Annotated in this window: 19 protein-coding genes; 11 read left to right on the top strand and 8 right to left on the bottom strand. The window is 49.2% G+C overall.

Annotated elements, in window-relative coordinates:
• Positions 1-68: 68 nt before the first annotated feature.
• A complete protein-coding gene (locus I1H34_RS25670) occupies positions 69-296 on the bottom strand; it encodes a hypothetical protein (protein WP_212663676.1) in 228 nt (75 codons plus the stop codon).
• A gap of 407 nt (positions 297-703) precedes the next feature.
• Between I1H34_RS25670 and I1H34_RS25665 the strand changes: the two genes are divergently transcribed.
• Positions 704-1084, top strand: a complete 381-nt coding sequence (locus I1H34_RS25665) for a hypothetical protein (RefSeq protein WP_212663675.1) — start codon at positions 704-706, stop codon at positions 1082-1084.
• Positions 1085-1243: 159 nt separating this feature from the next.
• Here I1H34_RS25665 and I1H34_RS25660 read toward each other — a convergent pair whose 3' ends face one another.
• The gene (locus I1H34_RS25660) at positions 1244-1723 is read right to left on the bottom strand and encodes a hypothetical protein (protein WP_212663674.1); all 480 of its coding nucleotides are present in this window, start codon (positions 1721-1723) and stop codon (positions 1244-1246) included.
• Between the two features lie 83 nt (positions 1724-1806).
• On the opposite strand from I1H34_RS25660, the gene I1H34_RS25655 reads away from it, so the two are divergent.
• Positions 1807-2415, top strand: coding sequence for a rhomboid family intramembrane serine protease (locus tag I1H34_RS25655; protein WP_212663673.1), 609 nt, complete (start codon positions 1807-1809; stop codon positions 2413-2415).
• Between the two features lie 36 nt (positions 2416-2451).
• Here I1H34_RS25655 and I1H34_RS25650 read toward each other — a convergent pair whose 3' ends face one another.
• Complete coding sequence (locus I1H34_RS25650) at positions 2452-3282, bottom strand: PD-(D/E)XK nuclease family protein (protein ID WP_212663672.1); 831 nt, start codon at positions 3280-3282, stop codon at positions 2452-2454.
• Between the two features lie 118 nt (positions 3283-3400).
• On the opposite strand from I1H34_RS25650, the gene I1H34_RS25645 reads away from it, so the two are divergent.
• From I1H34_RS25645 to I1H34_RS25625, 5 genes are all read left to right on the top strand, one after another.
• The gene (locus I1H34_RS25645) at positions 3401-4468 is read left to right on the top strand and encodes an ABC transporter ATP-binding protein (protein WP_212663671.1); all 1068 of its coding nucleotides are present in this window, start codon (positions 3401-3403) and stop codon (positions 4466-4468) included.
• Entirely contained in the window at positions 4465-5235 is a 771-nt protein-coding gene (locus tag I1H34_RS25640) for an ABC transporter permease (protein ID WP_212663670.1), read from the top strand. The genes I1H34_RS25645 and I1H34_RS25640 overlap by 4 nt, the downstream gene beginning before the upstream one ends.
• A gap of 53 nt (positions 5236-5288) precedes the next feature.
• Complete coding sequence (locus I1H34_RS25635; protein WP_212663669.1) at positions 5289-7064, top strand: GldG family protein; 1776 nt, start codon at positions 5289-5291, stop codon at positions 7062-7064.
• A gap of 42 nt (positions 7065-7106) precedes the next feature.
• Complete coding sequence (locus tag I1H34_RS25630) at positions 7107-7769, top strand: DUF4340 domain-containing protein (RefSeq protein ID WP_212663668.1); 663 nt, start codon at positions 7107-7109, stop codon at positions 7767-7769.
• A gap of 355 nt (positions 7770-8124) precedes the next feature.
• Positions 8125-8580 carry a VOC family protein gene (locus I1H34_RS25625; protein ID WP_212663667.1) on the top strand — a complete coding sequence of 152 codons (456 nt, stop codon included), beginning with the start codon at positions 8125-8127 and terminating at the stop codon, positions 8578-8580.
• Positions 8581-8585: 5 nt separating this feature from the next.
• Here the strand turns inward: I1H34_RS25625 and I1H34_RS25620 are convergent, their stop codons facing one another.
• Positions 8586-10319 carry a GMC family oxidoreductase N-terminal domain-containing protein gene (locus I1H34_RS25620; protein WP_212663666.1) on the bottom strand — a complete coding sequence of 578 codons (1734 nt, stop codon included), beginning with the start codon at positions 10317-10319 and terminating at the stop codon, positions 8586-8588.
• 134 nt (positions 10320-10453) lie between these two features.
• On the opposite strand from I1H34_RS25620, the gene I1H34_RS25615 reads away from it, so the two are divergent.
• Positions 10454-10858 carry a YybH family protein gene (locus tag I1H34_RS25615; protein WP_212663665.1) on the top strand — a complete coding sequence of 135 codons (405 nt, stop codon included), beginning with the start codon at positions 10454-10456 and terminating at the stop codon, positions 10856-10858.
• Here the strand turns inward: I1H34_RS25615 and I1H34_RS25610 are convergent.
• From I1H34_RS25610 to I1H34_RS25600, 3 genes are all read right to left on the bottom strand, one after another.
• Positions 10855-11601 carry a superoxide dismutase gene (locus I1H34_RS25610; protein WP_249369634.1) on the bottom strand — a complete coding sequence of 249 codons (747 nt, stop codon included), beginning with the start codon at positions 11599-11601 and terminating at the stop codon, positions 10855-10857. The genes I1H34_RS25615 and I1H34_RS25610 overlap by 4 nt on opposite strands.
• Positions 11602-11767: 166 nt before the next feature.
• Positions 11768-12625: a carbohydrate ABC transporter permease gene (locus I1H34_RS25605; RefSeq protein WP_212663664.1), complete on the bottom strand. Its 858-nt coding sequence runs from the start codon at positions 12623-12625 to the stop codon at positions 11768-11770.
• A gap of 3 nt (positions 12626-12628) precedes the next feature.
• Positions 12629-13540 carry a carbohydrate ABC transporter permease gene (locus I1H34_RS25600; RefSeq protein ID WP_212663663.1) on the bottom strand — a complete coding sequence of 304 codons (912 nt, stop codon included), beginning with the start codon at positions 13538-13540 and terminating at the stop codon, positions 12629-12631.
• 218 nt (positions 13541-13758) lie between these two features.
• Between I1H34_RS25600 and I1H34_RS25595 the strand changes: the two genes are divergently transcribed.
• On the top strand, positions 13759-15624 hold the full coding sequence (locus I1H34_RS25595) for a bifunctional serine/threonine-protein kinase/formylglycine-generating enzyme family protein (RefSeq protein WP_212663662.1): 1866 nt from the start codon (positions 13759-13761) through the stop codon (positions 15622-15624).
• Positions 15625-15634: 10 nt separating this feature from the next.
• Here I1H34_RS25595 and I1H34_RS25590 read toward each other — a convergent pair whose 3' ends face one another.
• Positions 15635-17080 (bottom strand): ABC transporter substrate-binding protein, encoded by a 1446-nt coding sequence (locus I1H34_RS25590; protein ID WP_249369632.1) that lies wholly within the window; start codon positions 17078-17080, stop codon positions 15635-15637.
• Here I1H34_RS25590 and I1H34_RS25585 point away from each other — a divergent pair.
• Positions 17079-17711 carry a MiaE family protein gene (locus I1H34_RS25585; RefSeq protein ID WP_212663661.1) on the top strand — a complete coding sequence of 211 codons (633 nt, stop codon included), beginning with the start codon at positions 17079-17081 and terminating at the stop codon, positions 17709-17711. The genes I1H34_RS25590 and I1H34_RS25585 overlap by 2 nt on opposite strands.
• Positions 17711-18202 carry a GNAT family N-acetyltransferase gene (locus tag I1H34_RS25580; RefSeq protein WP_212663660.1) on the top strand — a complete coding sequence of 164 codons (492 nt, stop codon included), beginning with the start codon at positions 17711-17713 and terminating at the stop codon, positions 18200-18202. The genes I1H34_RS25585 and I1H34_RS25580 overlap by 1 nt, the downstream gene beginning before the upstream one ends.
• The last annotated feature ends 12 nt before the right edge of the window (positions 18203-18214 follow it).

Genomic DNA, 18214 nt, shown 5'->3' with positions numbered 1-18214 from the left:
TATCTTCTGTAGATCATTTCCCCTAGGGGGGTGCTGGATTGAAACGTTTTGGCAAAGACGCTGAAATTTTAGTCTCGAACAATATCGGTTGCGTTAGGGACGGTGATGATGAAATGGGCAACCCCAATATCGAGTAGGGAAATCGTTTCTATTTCCTTCACCATAAATTCGTGAATGTTGAGATGCTGACAGTCTACGTAAAGTGTTTTGGAGCCAGGATCGTATACCAATCGACACCCTTGCAAGCAGGGGAACTGGCCGATTAAATACTCTAGTAGAACATGGATATAGCTCATGAGTTGTCCTAGAATCCTCTAGATGGAATGAACTCGACGCTCTAGTGCGGTAAGAAAAATTGCGTCAGAGTCATGAGCAATAGATATGACGTTGGGTAGGAGTGTTGAACCGAAAGTGCTGTGCGATACCTATTGCAGGGGTTAAAATCCCATGCCGAGCCTTACTGTAGCTGTTCTATGTGAACATTCTGCTCATTAATATTCGATTTTGGCATCGATACGACGCAGATTTTGCATATTATCTAGCTTTCACTGCTAGAGAAGATTTTATAGGTCTAGAGCGGACTGAAGAGACTTCCGCACATAACTCAGGATCTAGGGTGAGCCCATCTACGGGGCAGGCTGTGAAGTTTCAGCTCAGTCTGAGTTGATTTGATATCGTATTTGAGCGGCGTTTCATCTGTTTTATGCCTTTTCTCACCCAACTGTTCAACGGTAAGACGGTCAAAAATACTCTGCTGATTGGTGTGGGCTATATGCTCTCGCCTCTGTCTTGGTGGAACGATCTATTTTTCAATTTGCCCATTGCGTATGTCTTGGGTTATGCCGTGGGCTGGGCTTATCCTGATGCCTTTTTGCCAGCAACCATTGCAGGATATTGGCTCTCTAATGTTTTGGGGATATTGATGATGCAATCCGGCGCTTTGGATATGGTGATGGCTGAACAACCCCGATCCTGGCAACGAGAACTCTGGATAGGACTGGGCAGTTCAACCCTCTATACCATCGTCATTGTTGGCCTGGTCTATTGGCATGTTTTGGAGATTCCTGAGTTTCTTTTACCCTAGCGACTGAAATCTGACTCTAATTTATAGAGAAGTGCTGCCTGAAGAGTTGAGTGAGTCAAAGATACTCAGTTACCGTTGGTCACCCCCTTCTTTCAAGAGTTAGCCTTGTTCGATAATGAGCCAACTCTTGAGAAGTTATCCTGCGGCATAGTGTTCTCCTTAACGGAGGGTGTAACAGCCACGGTTAGGGAGGACGATATTGGCAACCCACTTGTAGACTCTTTCCCCAATGCCCAGGGTACGGCTGAGGTTTACATCGGTCACTCGGGCACTGTCGTAGCAGATTTTCCGTTGGGCCAAATCTAAAGAAGACACTCTAGCCCGCATTTTGACTGTGCCATGAGCATCCCGGCGAATCTTGCGTTTGAGGGTGACATTGGCTCTGACGTTCATGCGACAGCCATTAAACTGCACAGCATCTACTCGATTAATCCGCAGCTTTTTGCGTCTATTAATGCGATGGGTTTTACCGGCCACTTTGCCATTGACGGCATTCAGTAACTGATCGTTGTAGCGAGTGCCTAGATTCTGAACTTGAGCACAATTGAGGGATTGGGCTTTGGCTGGCGCTTGCAGGGTGGTGATGGCTCCGGTCACGGTACCGCTCAGGGCTAAGGCCAGTAAAAGTTGCTTTTTCATGATGTTTCTCCTAAGGATTGCTAGGTTGTTGGAGGGTCTGTTGAACCCCCTCACTGAATCAATAGGGTTGGGTTGAAACGTTTATGCACTTCGATGCCTTCGTGACTTATCCAGAATGGGCACTACATGGTCGCATTTTGGGCGGTTTTATAAGCGTGCTCTGGGTTCTAGAGATTGCAGATACTTTGATATTTAAAGGCTGGCTGAATCGATTTGGCATTTTGCCTCGCCGATGGCTGGGCTTGCGAGGAATTTTGCTGGCCCCGCTGCTCCATGGCAATCTTCGTCATCTGTCAATGAATACCGTGCCCCTCGTGGTGCTGGGCTGGCTGATCTTGGTGCGCTCGACCCAAGTGTTTGTGATAGTCACCGCTGCAGTGTGGCTAATCGGAGGTCTAGGCGTCTGGCTGTTCGCGGGGGCTAAATCGAATCACATTGGGGCGAGTGGATTGGTGTTTGGCTATCTGGGGTTCTTGCTGACCAATGGCTATGTAGAGCAAAGCTTGGTTGCGATCGCAACCACAATCCTAGTCGGCTTACTGTACGGCAGCACCCTCTGGGGTATTCTGCCATTACAACGAGGTGTCTCTTGGCAGGGCCATTTATTTGGTGTCCTTACCGGTGGCCTCTGTGCCTATTACCTGCCCCAAATTCAGAACTGGTTGCTAATGAATGTCTTTGCATGGGTTTAAGCCGGAGTAAACCCGCCATCCACAACTGGCAAGACTCTAATCCGATAGAGTATCCGCGACAGGAAGTTCTGGCATCGCCTCAATATCCGCTAATGACTCCTGCAACGCAATAGCTGCCTCTTCTTCCAGTCGTCTTTGGCATCGCTCCGCAAACTCGCATTGGTGCTTAGGGGAAACGCATTTGCCATCTTTCAAAGCCACTTGTGGCATCGCCTCACCCGTTTCGTAGTCCGTCAATTCCTGCCGTAACTTAGCTAGTAGATCAGTCAAAGATTGCTGGGTTTTTTGGTGCTGGGCTTCTGAGTAGGGGAAGGTTAGGAAATTGGTTTTGCCATCGGATTGCGCCGAGGCTTCAGCAAACCAGTAGGTCATAGAAAGTTGGTCAGGCTGATATTCACTGGTTTCTGCCAATACATAAAGATAAAGCTGGGTTTGCCAATGGTTGCGCAGGCGATCGGCCTGTTTGGGGAGGGCGTAGGTTTTCCAATCCACAATTTGAGCCTGATTAGAATTTTGGATCAGTAAATCGTAAATAGCTACCAGCACAAACCCATCTTGCCAGTACAAGCGCTGATGCTCACTGTCCTGTGCTCCCTCGATCATCTGGGGTGGATGCTGTAGAAAAGCCTCGAACCACGCCTGCAAGCGATCATCTGTAGCTAGCAAGGGTTCAATGGGGAGTCCCAAGGACTGCTGTTGCATCAGTTGGTGAAATTGGGAGCCGAGCTGCTGGTGGGGATGGGCATCGATGCCTACGGATGTGTCAAGCCGATCCAGATAGCGATGCTGAAACTTACGGGGACAAGATTCCAACAGATTGAGATGACCTTGGGAAAGTTGCCAGATGGGCTGATGGGTATTTTGCATAATCTGGGAACGAAAGAATATTGCCTGGGTCACACTGAGGAGTGTCAGGGAATGCAAACGGGCGATAAGCTAGGTTGGTGGGGGAATTTCGATTATCGTAACTCAGTGCAAAAACGCCATGATTGAGGTTGAACACCTCAGTAAAGTGTACGGCTCAACAACAGCCCTGCAAGATGTCAGCTTCGTCGCCCAGCCTGGAGAGATTCTAGGGCTACTGGGACCCAATGGTGCAGGGAAAACCACCACCATGCGTATTCTGGCAGGTTATTTACCCGCAACCAAAGGCACAGCTTCTGTTGCGGGGTTTGAAGTTCATGAGCATCCCATGGCCGTCCGACAGCGGATTGGCTACTTGCCAGAAGTGCCACCCCTCTATCCCAATATGACAGTGGAGGGCTATCTACATTTTGTGGGACGTCTGAAAGGACTATCTGCAGGCGATCGCCCCCAGCGGGTGCAGTGGGCCATTGAACAGTGCAATTTGCAAGAAGTACAAAAGACCCTCATTCATAAACTCTCCAAGGGCTTTCGTCAGCGGGTGGGGATTGCCCAAGCGATTGTCCATAATCCTCCAGCAATTATTTTGGATGAGCCCACCATTGGTCTGGATCCTCGCCAAATTATTGACGTGCGTAATTTGATTAAATCCTTGGCCGCCGATAAAACCGTCATTTTATCGACCCATATTTTGCCAGAAGTCAATATGACCTGCCAGCGCGTGGCAATCATCAACAACGGTAAAGTAGTGGCGACGAGTACCCTGGCTGATCTGAAGGCTCAACAAACAGACCAGTTAATCTACGAATTGGATGTACAGGGGACCATAGATAGTGTTGAGCACTGTTTACAGTCCTTAGAAGGGGCACTGACTTGGCGATGGTTACCGCCAGTTCAGTCCTCAGAACGTCGTAAAGTCCGAGTCACCTGTAACCCGGATCCTCAAGTGGGACAGCAACTGACCCATAACCTAGTGCATGCCGGGGTGGCCATGTATGAGATGCGACGGTTAGGAACTAGTTTGGAAGAAATTTATTTAGAGCTCACGACACAGGAAGAATTAGATACTTCTGTTGAAACCGAGGTAGATGTGTCTGAACCGCCTCTGCCTAAGACTGATGTTAGTGAGAATAGCCCTGATTCATCTGAGCAAGAGACCGATCCATCTAATGCTGAGGACAAGCCATGATTTTGATTTTTAACAATGTCATGGCTATCTTTCGCAAGGAACTGCAGGGGTACTTTAAATCCTCCTTGGCCTATGTGATTGCTGGAGTCTTTTGGCTGTTGGCCTGTAGTTTATTTGTGAGTGAAGTCCAGCTATGGACCGCCCAAAAAACAGCTGGCCAGGTGGTGGATGTGCCCCAAGAAAGCCTTAAATCCTTTTTGTCCGGCATGTGGTGGTTGGTGATGTTCCTGATGCCCAGTTTATCCATGGGCCTCTATGCCGAAGAACGTCGTCATCGGACGTTAGAGCTGTTGGCTACCTCTCCTATTACGAATTGGGCTGTGGCGTTGGGAAAACTCCTAGCCGTGTGGACCCTATTTGTGACCTTGATGCTGCCGGTGGGGGTGCTGGAGATTTTGTTTTTGAGCCATGCTGATCCGCCCATTACCGCAGGAGTTTTTGTTGTGGGCCATCTGGGACTCTTTTTGTTGGCGGCGGCCATTTTGTCCTTGGGACTGTTTATTTCGTCCCTGGCTGATAGCTCTATTTTGGCCATTATCCTCACCTATGCCCTGATTTTGATCTTATCACTGCTGTTTTTGCTGGGAGAGCGCTGGGGAGAACCTTGGGTGGCTATTTTTGATCAGTTGTCTTTGGTGAAACACTACGTCACCTTAACCCAAGGGGTTTTGGATATGAGCAGCGTGATTCTGTTTGTGAGTTACATTGTCTTGGGCTTATTTCTCACAGCCCAGTCAATTGATTTATTGCGGTTCCAGCGACGCTAGATCGCGGCTAATGGGAGTTGAAGTTTGAGAATGGAAGGGCAGATGTGACAAGGGTGGGTTCTAAAGTCATCAATTTCCTGAGCTGGTTTAGTGTGGCCTTAATGGTTGCTGGCTTCTCGGCTGGGTTTGTATCTGGTCAGTGGTTTTCGCTACCCCTGGGCGTGATGCTGAGTGGGGTGGTGCTGTTGGGTATCTCTTTGGTGTGGCGGTGGCAAAGACTATCGCCCTCCAACCCATGGTGGCAGTGGCGATCGACCCAATCGGGTACCAATGCCTTAGTGGCAACTCTAGCGGTGCTGGTGATTTTGGGCTTGGTGAACTTTATTGTCGTGCGGTACCCCTATCGGGCAGATTTCACGGAACAGAAAACCTACTCCCTCGCTCCCCAAACTCTGAATGTGTTGTCGGCCCTCCCCAACCCCGTGGAAGTGTTGGTTTTTATTGGCAATGATCCGTCTGCTTCGGATTCTCAAAGTCAGATTGTGTTGCAGAATCAGTTATTGCTGAAGGAATACCAACGACAGCAGCCCAATAAATTCAAATTCCGCTTTATCGATCCCCAGGCGGAACCCGGCTTAGCCCGCAAGCATAACATTCGTAATTTGGGTGATATTAGCTTGGTATATGACCAGCGCATGAAGCTGCTGTCTTCGGGGTTATCAGAAGTAACGTTAACCCCTGCGATCGCACTATTGACGAATGAGCGAAAAGCCACGGCTTACATGATTCAAGGCCATAATGAAGTACCCTTATCGGGGTTTACAGAGAGTTTGGCGGGGGCGGTTAATCAGCTGAAAATGGAAGGAATTACCGTCGAACCCTTGAATCTATCCCTACAGCAACAGATTCCAGATGATGCGGATGTGTTGGTGATTGCTGGGCCAAAGTTACCGTTGCTAGAAGCTGAAGTGACCTTAATTCGTGATTTCCTCAAAAAGGGCGGCAATTTATTCTTGATGCTGGATCCTGAGGTGGATGTAGGCTTAAAGCCCATTCTGGAAGCCATGAGTGCCAAATTGGATGGTCGGTTGATTGTGGATCCAAAACATGCCCGCTTGGCTTGGCCCGCTGCCTTGACCTATGGTGAGCATCCCATTACCGAGAGCTTTAGCCAAAAGCTGTCCTTCTTTCCCTTTGCCCAAGCGGTGGATGTACAAGAACAGCCCGGTCAACAAGTGACGCCACTCTTGCAAACGAGTGAAGCGTCATGGGCGGAAACGGATCTGACGGGCCAGCAAATTCAGTTGGATCAAGGACGCGATCGCAAAGGTCCATTAACCATTGGGGTGGCGATTAAACGGTCTATTTCTGCCCCTCCACCCGCTCCTAAAGAAAAGCCTTCGCCTCCACCAAAACCCTCCCTTTCTCCGCCTAGTCCAAACTCCTCCCCTAGTCCAACAGCGTCTCCTACAGGTGAGGCTGTTCCTAGCGCTTCTCCAACTGCACCTAATTCTGAATCTGTTCCTAGTCCGTCCTTAGCACCTACCCCTCCCCTATCGACGGAATCGGTACCCCCCCCAACGGGTGAATCTCTTCAACCTGAAATTCAAGGTGAGGCTGCTCGGGTTGTGATTATCGGAGACTCTGATTTTGCCAAAGATGACCCCTACTTTGAGCAGACTGTGAATCGCGATATTTTCGTGAATGCGGTGTCCTGGCTGATTATGGATGGCGATGATCCGACATTGTCTATTCGTCCTAAGCGCGTGATTCAAAGAACCCTAGACATTTCTGACCAAATGAGGATGTTGCTGAGTGTGTTTGGGATTGTGCTATTGCCATTGACTGCCTTGGCGACAGCGGCAGCTCTATGGTGGCAACGAAGATAAGAAAAAGAGGAAAACAAACCAATTTTGACTGTGAATAAAGGGATGAAGCTTAAATCTACAACGATGATTTTGCTCAGTACTGCTATTGTCGGCGGAGCGGGTGTATTTCTGTGGATCAGCTCTCAAGATACCCCAGAAGAAATTACAGAGCAGCAAGAGCAGGTCCTCAAACTATTTCAGTTCAATGAAGATCAGGTTGCCGCTTTAACGGTCAAGACGCCTAAACTAACGCTGGTGTTTGAGCGGTCGAAACAGAGTTTCCCCCATACGTGGCGAATGAAGAAGCCCCAAGATAAGCCGGCTGATGAAGCAGCGATTGCCTTTTTGCTCAACCTCCTGGCCACGGCCAAGAGTCCTAGAACCTTATCTGTAGAACCTACGCGCCAAAAAGAATTTGGTTTTGAGAAATCTCCAGGTAATGTCAAGGTCGTTCTCAAAAATGAGCAAACTCACACTCTAGTTTTGGGTGGTCAAGATCCAACGGAAAGTTTTATTTATGCTCAGGTAGATCCTGAAGTAGACTCGGGTAAGAATTTACAAGTTATTCTTGTCCCGACTGCTTTTGTGGGTGCGATCGATCGACCATTAACGGAATGGCAGGCCCAAACTAAACCTAAACAACCTACAGCTCCGGCTTCGCCTCCTCCACCTTCTATTGATCCTGGACCCTCGATTCCTCTATCGCCACCACAAGTGCCTCAGTAAGATCTGTGGCTAAAGATCTATGGAGCAGCACTAAGACCATCAGGCTTAAATAGTGTGCTACTGCAGATAATTTGAGCTGATTTGAGGTGTGTGGTCATTTTTGCTTGGAGGCAGTGGCTGTCATTTCTGGACCACCAAAAGAGGGTTGTCGGTCGGCATATGAATGCAGCTAACTGCTCCAAAAGACTGTACCTTGATCATCTTGCCTGATTAGTGTTGCAAGGCACGCAGCAATATTGGCCGTCCAATGGCCTTTTGATTGTTGTTCAGATGACATGCACTGAGCAAAAGACCTGATATTATAAAAGTACATTTGTACTATAAAATATTCACCTTTGTGTTGGAGAAATGTCCCATGGATTACAAGCCTGTCGGTTTTCATACGATGACGCCGAATGCTACGTATCGCGATACCAAAGCAGCTATTGAATTGTATAAACGGGCTTTTGGGTTAGTAGTAGATGCTTTGCTTGAAACTCCAGATGGCACAGTGATGCATGTATCCGCAACCATTGGAGATTCCCATTTGTTTATGAGTGATGAATTTGAAGGCTCGCCCCGACAAGCCCCTGATCCTCAGTCACCGGTGGCTTTTTACCTCTATTTGCCTGATGTAGATGCTAGCTATCAGCAGGCGATAGATGCTGGACTGACGAGTGTTAGTGAGCCAGAAGATATGTTCTGGGGGGATCGCACGGCAACTGTCGCAGACCCCTTTGGCTATGCCTGGACCCTTGCCACTCAAGTGAAAGAAGTTCCGCCCCAGGATGCGATCGCAATCTTCAATCAAATGATGGCTAAAGCAGCTTGAATCGCCTAAAGTTCTCGGCAAAGCTGTGTAGCCACATGATGCCCAATCAAATAGGCCGTCATTTGTGGACTGACCCTCGGGAGGGGGGCCGCAGACAGATCGGCCACATAGATATTCTGACTCCCCAGGACTTTACCTGTATCTTGGGGAGATTCTAGTCCCATATCAATTGCCTTGCCGAAAATACAGCCTCCTGACAAATGCTGCTCTGTCAATAGATCATTGTGACTGTAATGGCGAATATATTGCTCCACTTGGTCTTTGTTGTAAGGCATTCTGGTGAATAACCGAATGAGAAATTGGAAGATCGGGTGAGGTGGTGTCCCCAATCTCTCCATCAGACAGAGTTGATCTGTAATAGCCTTCTCTGCAACTTTAAAGTCTCGATCCTTCTCTGGAGTGCTCTGTTCAAAACATCGAAGAATGATGTCATAGGATGAATGGTTTGTTTGTGTAGACAACAGTGGGCTAGCAGAGGGCGTGTAGTATCCTTCCCGCGCAATATTGAACTTCACGATTGCAGAAATCAACTTCCACTCATTTTTTCCCATATTTTTGGGATTGAGAATGCACCACAGCACATCATCCACCGCGTTCCAGATACTGACTAGCAAGCGGCTGAACCACTTGAGAAAACTAAACACATTTGGACTCTGAATCATCCAGCGCTTGATGCCATTGGGCACCCAAAATGCCAAAAATAAATGAGAGATTAAATACAGCAGTACCTCTAACTTCCCGGCAAAGAAATCAAAGGTACAAACCGTTGCTTCCCCTTTTGTATCAGGGTTGATTTTTGTCGTTGCAAATAGCGAGATATATTGATCTTTCAGGGTGGGTTGCAAGGATTGATGCAGTAAATAAATACCAAACGGCAGCAGAATGTGATCGTTGACGTGCTGGCCAATCTCCATATTCTGGAGCTTGGCCCGATGTTCGTATAGCAATTGGGGTGTGGCTGCTCCAGCACAGAGGATGATCTTCGTTTGTGCTCCGACACCATGGGTTATAGCTTCTTTAGTTTCTAAATTCAGCACTGTGATTGCATGACATCGTTGTTTCTCTCCATCACCATCAGTCAAGTGGAGTTTGAGCACCCGATGTCGAGACATGAAATCTAGATGATCATGGGTATGCCAATCCAGCAAGGACACGCCACTGGCTATTCTCTGGCCAAATTCGTTGAACTGTGTGGGAAAAATATGAATTTGGTTGGATTGGGTATCTGAATAGACGGGAATATTACCTTCCGTCTTTTCGTTGACGACAAACCCTCGTCTTTCTAAAGCTGTTCGCACATGGATAGCAACTGGAGTGAGGCTTTGCTTTGGATCACTGCGCTGAAATGAGACTGCGAGTTTTTCTTTTTGGGTATCCCAGTAACCTTGATCATGGCCGAAGTGCTGCACCAACCAAGCTGAAGACTCAAAGATCATGGAGTAGTTGATGGAGCTGCCCCCACCCATCGTGCAGGCTCTGCCCGATAAAATAGGTCGATTGTCTGGCGTGTGAGCATTGTGCAGCTTAAAGATATTCCCTTCCGCAAAGGATTGAGTCCAGTTCCGCTGGTGGGTAATATCGCTGGTTTCGAAGAAGTTGTCTCCCTCCTCCAGTACCAAAATTTTTTCGTTCGTTGAAGCAGCGAGATATTGCCTCAGGAAAGCACAAGCCCCATTCCCTGAACCCACTACAATTACGTCATAGTCCTGAGAACTGTCACACTGAGTGAGCTGGGTCATATTCGCCTCCCAATGAGTGGATTCAATGGCTCATTTGTTGGATGTGCAATAGGGTGAAACTTGTGATGGTCTCCGACCGGCCTATGTCCTATGGACAGCAAACAACGGCCATCGCATCTCCGTAATCTAGACCTATGCCCCCTACCAACTTAGAAGAATTTGAGCAGTTCCTACAGCGGTATAACCAGTGCTTTTGCGATCGCAACCTTGCAGCACTGCGCAATCTGTATGTTGACGATGGCAAAATCACTTATTTCGATAACCATGCAGGTTGTGACTCAACGGATTTAGACCATCACCTACAGCAGATTCACCAATTTTTTTTAACGGGTACCATCGTCGAGTTATCAATAGAAGGAATGCACGTTTTCCAAACCCAGGATGCGGCTTGTGTCATTGCCAAAGTCAGATACAGCAATCAGCCGCAACCCGGAGTGCGATCGACTTTTTTCCTAGAGCGAGATCAACAGGACTGGAAAATTCGACATATTCATTTTTCGACGGACCCCAATGAACTAGATGGCCCAGAGACGGTTTAGGTTGCCGCCTGATAGCGAGCGTCTACTTCTGCCCAATTAACGACATTCCACCAAGCATCTAGATAGTCACCACGGCGGTTTTGATATTTCAGATAGTAGGCATGTTCCCAGACGTCATTGCCGAGCAGAGGGATATTGCCCTCTAACAGGGGGCTGTCTTGGTTGGGAGTACTAGTGACGTCTAGCTTGCCATCTTTTGTTAGCACCAGCCAAGCCCAGCCGCTACCGAATCGAGTTAAGCCCGCTTTTTTGAATTCAGATTGGAAGGCTACAAAACTGCCGAAGCTGTCTTCAATGGCGTCTGCGAGTTGGCCTGTTGGTTTGCCTTCAGCATTCGGTGTCATGCTGGCCCAAAATAGGGTGTGATTAGCATGGCCGCCACCATTATTGCGGACCGCAGTGCGAATATCTTCGGGCACGGCATTGAGATTGTTTAATAGATCTTCTACAGATTTACCCGCTAAGTTGGGGTGCTTGGCGATGGCAGCATTCAAATTGTTGACATACCCAGCATGATGCTTATCATGATGGATTTTCATGGTTTTGGTGTCGATGTACTTTTCCAGTGCAAAGTAGCTATAGGGAAGCGGTGGCACTGTAAATCCTTCACCGGCATCAGCTTGGGCAATGAGAGTGCTAGATGGAATGTCTGTAACCGCTTGGGCGGGTTGAATGACATTCCATGTCACCACGCTGACAAACATGGCAATAACCAGAAGCGTATTGGAGAATCGAAACCGCATAAACGTTCACCCAAAAAAGTCCTCAATTCTTGCATTAAATCAGATAGCGGTAGCCGGGGACTACTCCTTTTTTTAGCAGTATCTCAGCGGAAATTACGATCAGATTTTCTTATGCATAATGAAAAAAATATTGCCGTCATTGGAGGCTGCGAATCTTTTAAGTCCATTACCCTTTGACGGCTCCGGCTGTGAGCCCTTGAATAATTTTGCGTTGGAAAAATAGAACCAGCAGTACTAAGGGAATGGTTCCTAACACGGTGGCGGCAGCAATAGGACCATAGGGGATCTCAAAGATAGATGATCCGCCAATTTGAGCCGCCGCTACAGGAATGGTTTTCATACTTTCCCGGGTAATAAAGGTCAGGGCGAAAATGAACTCATTCCAGGCAAAAATAAAGGTCAGAATGCCAGTCGTCACGAGGGCTGGCAATGTAGTAGGGAGAACAATTTGCCAGAGCATTTGCACCGTATTGTAGCCATCGACTTTGGCGGCATCTTCTAGGTCCCTGGGCAACTGTTGGAAGAAGCTACGCATCACCAGAATCGTCAAGGGTAAATTGATGGCGGTGTAAGGAATAATCAGGGCTAAATAGTTATTCGCCAAGTGCAAGACTTGGACAATCTCTAAGAGCCCGAGAAACAGCAAAATGTAGGGAAATAGGGTGACAATTAAGACGGCGGAGAGGAGGATCTGCTCTCCGGGTAATCGCAAGCGGGCTAGGGCATAGGCGGCGGGAGAGCCAATGCCTAAACATAAAAAGGTTGAGGTAATCGCAACTAAACTGCTGTTAAACAGATAGCTGGCAAAGGGGCGACGACTGAGCAGTTCTATATAGTGCTCCAAGGTATACCGCAGAGGGATATAGATATTGGGAACTTGTGAAATATCCTCATTCACCTTTATTGAGGTCAAGAGCTGCCACAGCACTGGGGCCAAACTAAACAGGACCACCAAAATAACGGAGCCCGTTAACAGTAGCCCTTTAAGGGAGCCGGACGGCTTGGAAGGTGAGTCGGTCGTCATGGGTTATTGGGCTCCCGAGATATTGGTGCGGAGTTTGGAGAGGATAAAGGTGGAGATAGCAACGGCCACAATCAAGACTAAAAAGGTGACGACTACGAGCGCTGCTCCATAGCCAAAGTCGAGGTAGCGCATCACCGTGGCATAGATGTAAATAGACACCATTTCCGTAGCCCCAGCGGGTCCCCCTTCCGTCATTACCTTAATCAGGTCAAAGACCCCAAAGGACTGGGCAAACCGGAACAAGACGGCAATCAAGATTTGCGGCATCAACAGGGGCAGGGTGATTTGACGAAAGCTCTGCCAAGGCGATGCCCCATCAATGGCATGGGCTTCGTACAGATCTTCTGAGATGGACTGTAATCCCGCCAGCAGCAAAATGGCAACGAAAGAGGTGGTTTTCCAAATATCGGCGGCGATGGTGGCGAACAAGGCCAGGGTCGGATCCCCTAACCAGTTAATGGCTTCTGGGATCAGATGTAGCCGCAGCAATATATCGTTCAACACCCCGTACTGGTCGTTAAAAATCCAGGTCCAGGTCAAGCCAATTAGGGCAGTGGGTAAGGCCCAGGGCAAGATAGCAATGGTTCTGGCCAGTCCCCGACCGCGAAAGCTCTGGTTGAGAACCAGGGCCACCCCCATGCCCAAAATCAGTTCGATACTGACTGCGATCGCAGTAAAGATCGTGGTGTTGCCAATACTTTGCCAGAATCGTCCGTCGCCCATCATGCGGCTATAGTTGCCGATACCCGTAAATACAGGCTGTAAGTTTGTGCCTAGGTTTTTGGTAAATAAACTCAACCAAAAAGCCCGACCAATTGGATAGGCAAAGACCAGCAGCAATAGGAGCAAAGCAGGGGTAATCAGCAACCAACCCGTCAGTTTCTCCCGATCTCGAACCGTTTTGAGGTTGGACATAGGCATACTCGGCAATCAGTTTAGTGGGTCAGACTTCCCTCTAGAATAGTAGACATTGCCCCACCCACTACGAGTCAGCATTGTCTGCGCCCGTGATGCCCCCTTGTCATTTGTTTTTGTCGTCAGATAAAAAACATTAAGACCCTCCTCTCAATTTTTATGATTCAAGGCTAAAGTGGGCTAGAGAAGGCTTTTTCTCCTTCCTTGCTGATCCCATAATGCTCTGCTGCCTCAATCCAGATTGTGAAAAGCCGCTAAATCCTGACACGCATAAGCATTGTCAGCAATGTGGTCTGCGCTTAGTTTCATTATTAAGCGATCGATTTAAGATTCTTCATCCCTTGGACCGGGGCGGATTTGGCAAAATCTATTTGGCAGAAGATACCCACAACCACCATCAGCCCTGTGTGGTCAAGCAGCTGGCTTATCAGTCTCAAGGTACCTGGGCCGTTCAGCGTGCAGAGGAGCTATTTGCTCAAGAAGCCCAACAACTGCAGCAACTAGGCCAAAATCCTCAGATTCCAACCTTATATGCCTACTTTACAGAAGGAGTCAATCTCTACCTGGCTCAGGAATTTGTCAAAGGCCATACGCTGCTCAAAGAACTCCAAACCACTGGCGTGTTTGGCGAACCTAAAATTCGTGAATTGCTCCTGAATATTTTGCCCGTCTTGCGAGATATTCATGTTCAGGGGGTGATTCACCGAGATCTGAAGCCCGAAAACATCATGCGACGGGATGATGATGGCAAACTCGTCCTAATCGATTTTGGGGTTTCTCGACGCTTTACAGAGTCGATGCTGATGAAAACGGGCACGACTTTGGGTTCCCAAGGTTATGCAGCCTTAGAACAAATGCAGGAAGGGAAGTCCATCCCCGCCAGCGATCTGTTTAGTCTGGGGGTGTCTTGCTTTCAGTTGATGACCAATAAGGTTCCCTATACCTTTTTCTTGCAGTACGGCTATAGCTGGATCAGTCAGTGGCAGCAGTATGTTCAGATTCCTCTGAGTTCGCGATTTCGGACGATTTTGGATAAACTTTTGCAAAATGATTTGCGCCAGCGCTACGGTTCTGCCGCCGCCGTCCTCGCGGACCTGCAAGCGCAACATGTGATCCAATTGCCATCGTCAGCCCCCACTAAGACCTTTTCCCAGCTGTCTGTCGCTCCCACTAAGCTGGTGACTAGCCAGCCCCATAACAAGCCAGTCCCCATTCCGCCCCAAACGATCCTCTCAGTAGAGCATCCATTGCTGAAAACGTTTCAGTTTGAAGTGGTGACCGTTAACAGTAAAGGCGAAGTCGCCCAACGTCGGCAGCGAGATGCAGAGTTTTTTCAAGAAACTCTGGGTAATGGCGTCAAGCTGGAAATGGTGGCACTTCCAGGGGGACAGTTTATGATGGGCTCCCCGAACCATGAACTGAAGCGGGATACCCATGAAGGGCCGTACCATTCCGTCAAGATTGCCCCGTTTTTTATGGGTAAGTTTGTAATTACCCAACTGCAGTGGCGGGCGATTGCAGCTTTGCCGAAAGTGTCCCAAGATATCCATTACGATCCCTCCAAATTTAAGGGAGCCACCTACCCCGTCGAGCAAATCTCCTGGCGAGAAGCCATCGAGTTTTGTGCTCGCCTGTCTCAAAAAGCCGGTCGTGAGTATCGATTACCCAGCGAAGCTGAATGGGAATATGCCTGTCGGGCAGGTACAGCGACCCCGTTTTCCTATGGCCCTACTCTCTCTTCTCAGCAGGCCAACTATCAGGGGCAATTTGTGTATGGCCAGGGCCCCAAAGGCGTCTATCGAGAATCGACAACGCCTGTAGGACGGTTCTCTCCCAATAACTTTGGGTTGTATGACATGCATGGCAATGTCTATGAATGGTGCTTAGACTGCTGGCATAAAAACTATGATGGGGCCCCTATCGACGGCAGCCCCTGGATAACCACTAAAGAAAACGATCCAAGGGTTCTCCGGGGCGGATCTTGGTATAACAAACCCCGGTATTGTCGCGCCGCCAATCGCAGTCGCTATACTCCCAACAATCGCGTCAATGATATTGGGTTTCGCGTTGCCTTGACCCTGTAGTAGGCGGGAATCAGGTTTTCAAAAGCTGTCGGGTTTCTTGGGCAGCAGCTTGCATGGCTTCGCTCGGTGTTTGTCGCCCGGTTAAGGCGGCACTGAGATATCGCTGCAAAATATCCGATGCCTGAGCATATTGGGCAATCGGAGGACGCAACACAGAGCTTTCAATCACTTTTTGCAAATCCGGTAAGTACTCATACTCTTTGACTAGAGTGGGATCGGTAAAGAGCGCTTTACGGCTCGGCACAAACCCAGAGGCCAAAATAAATTTACGCTGGGCTTCCGTGCTGCTGAAGTATTCGACGGCTCGCCAGGCTTCATCGGCATGACGCGTTGTTTTCGAGATGCCGACCCCCCAGCCCCCCTGACAAGCGCCGCTCCCGAGGCCTGCTGCATGGACCATGGGCTTAATGCCAAACTTGCCTTGGATTTTGGAACTCGGCTCGGTGTTGCCCAGCTTCCAAGCATAGGGCCAGTTGCGCATAAACACTGCGTTGCCACTTTGGAACTGCAGGCGAGCTACTTCCTCGTCGGTGGCGGTGGTGCCGGGAGGAGAAATCTTATCGGCAACGGTGGTTTGCAGAAATTTCAGGGATTCAATGGCTTCTGGACTATCGAGTCCCACCTCTTTGGTTTCGGGATTGACCCAATAGCCGCCAAAGCCTTCTAACATTTCCACAAACATAGCGGCAGCCCCTTCATACTGCTTGCCCTGCCAGACATAGCCCCATTGGGCTTTGCCCTGGGATTGCAGTTCTTTGGAGATTTTAATCAGTTCGGCGGTGGAGTTGGGTGGATCAAAGCCTGCTGCATCGAGTAAATCCTGGCGATAGTAGAGCATGCCGCCATCGGAGCGGAAAGGCATGCGATAGAGGCCCTCTTCATAGCGTCCCCCGTCTACGTCTCCCTGCATAAACTCAGCCAGTTCTGCATCGGTAATCCGATCAGAGAGGTCGAGCAGCCATCCTGCCGCCGCAAATTTGGGTGCCCAGACGATATCCATGTAGATCAAGTCGTAGGGGGAATCGCCCAGCAGAAAAGATGTGGTGTAGAGGTCCTCTCGTAGATTAGTGGCGTTAGGGCCTTCAATCAGGTCAATTTTGATGTCGGGGTTTTGGGCCTCGAAATCATCAACAATCAGCTGCCAGTTAGGAATTTCTTGCCCTTGTAGCATCATCGATAAACGGACGGGCTGTTGTGCCCAGACTACATAGCCACCGATGATGCTTAAGCAGACCAGCAGACTCAGCACTATAAAGCGCAGTCGTTTCGATAGGCGATGGAACGGATTTTGGGCGTGCCAGAGTTGCGATCGCATTATCCACTTCATGTTGATGAGTCCCTCAGCAGGCGTTCTCAACACTCTAGATCCCCTGTGGGTAAAAATCAAAATCCTCTGGTAGGCAAGCTGTCTAGGAGCGATTAAGGTAAAGAAGGGTAAATCCGATGCCAACACCATGATTGATGCGACGCTGCCAACTGATACGCCTGCAAATGAGCGGGTACAACCCACAATCAAATTTCTGCAGCATCCAACGTGCCCAGAATGGATTGACCAGGCTCTCCAAAATCTAGACACGATTTTACTCGATCATTCCCACTGCGAGCGTAAGGCGGCAGGAGTGGCGGTCAATATGATGTTTCGCTATCCGTCCTATACCCAGTTGGTACGAACGCTTACAGCGATTGCCAGGGAAGAGTTGGAGCATTTTGAGCTGGTGAATCAATGGTTGGATCGGCGAGACATTCCGATGGCACCGTTGCCTGCCCCTCCCTATGGATCGAAGCTCAGTGCTCAAGTCCGCCGAGATGAGCCAGAGCGCTTGCTGGATATGCTGCTAGTGTCGGGACTGATTGAAGCCCGAAGTCATGAGCGGTTGGGATTGCTGGCCCAGCATCTTCCAGACCCGGAGTTGGCCAAGTTTTATCGCAGTTTAATGGCCTCAGAAGCCCGTCACTATGGGGCTTATTGGGTCTTGGCAACGACTTATTTTGAGGTGGATGAGGTGACGGCTCGCCTGCAGGAGTTGGCCACGGTGGAAAGTGAGCTGCTAGCGAGTCTCCACCCTCACCCCCGGATTCACAGCTAATGCAGGACCAATTTCGTGATTTTGTGATTCGCGCCTGGCAGCCTCAAGATCGGCAGGTGGCAGCGGAGGTGATTCGGTCAGTGTTGGCGGAGTATGGGATTGGCTGGGAGCCAGACGGGGCGGATCGCGATGTTTATGAAGTGGAGACGGTCTATTTGCAGGTCAGGGGTGCCTTCTGGGTGGTGGAGCAGCAGGGGCAGGTGGTGGGAACAGCAGCATTTTATCCGGTGAATCGCGGGGTAGGCACGGTAGAGATTCGCAAGATGTATTTGTTGCCCCAGGTGCGAGGGAAGGGGTTAGGACGCTGGTTATTGCAGCGGTTGGAGCAGGAGATTGCGGCCCAGGGCTTTCGAGAAGTTTGGATTGAGACGGCTTCGGTGTTGAAGGAGGCGGTGAAGCTGTATGAGAGTGGTGGGTATTTGCCTGCGACGGGTATTGAGACAGAACGCTGCGATTTGATTTACTCGAAGGTTTTGCAACCAGAGCAGTGAGGCGAGTATTCG

Source organism: Acaryochloris marina S15, from assembly GCF_018336915.1.
In the GTDB taxonomy this organism is placed as follows: Bacteria; Cyanobacteriota; Cyanobacteriia; order Thermosynechococcales; family Thermosynechococcaceae; genus Acaryochloris; species Acaryochloris marina_A.
The sequence above is the reverse complement of the archived record's forward strand: the minus strand, read 5'-3'. Positions and strand labels throughout refer to the sequence as shown.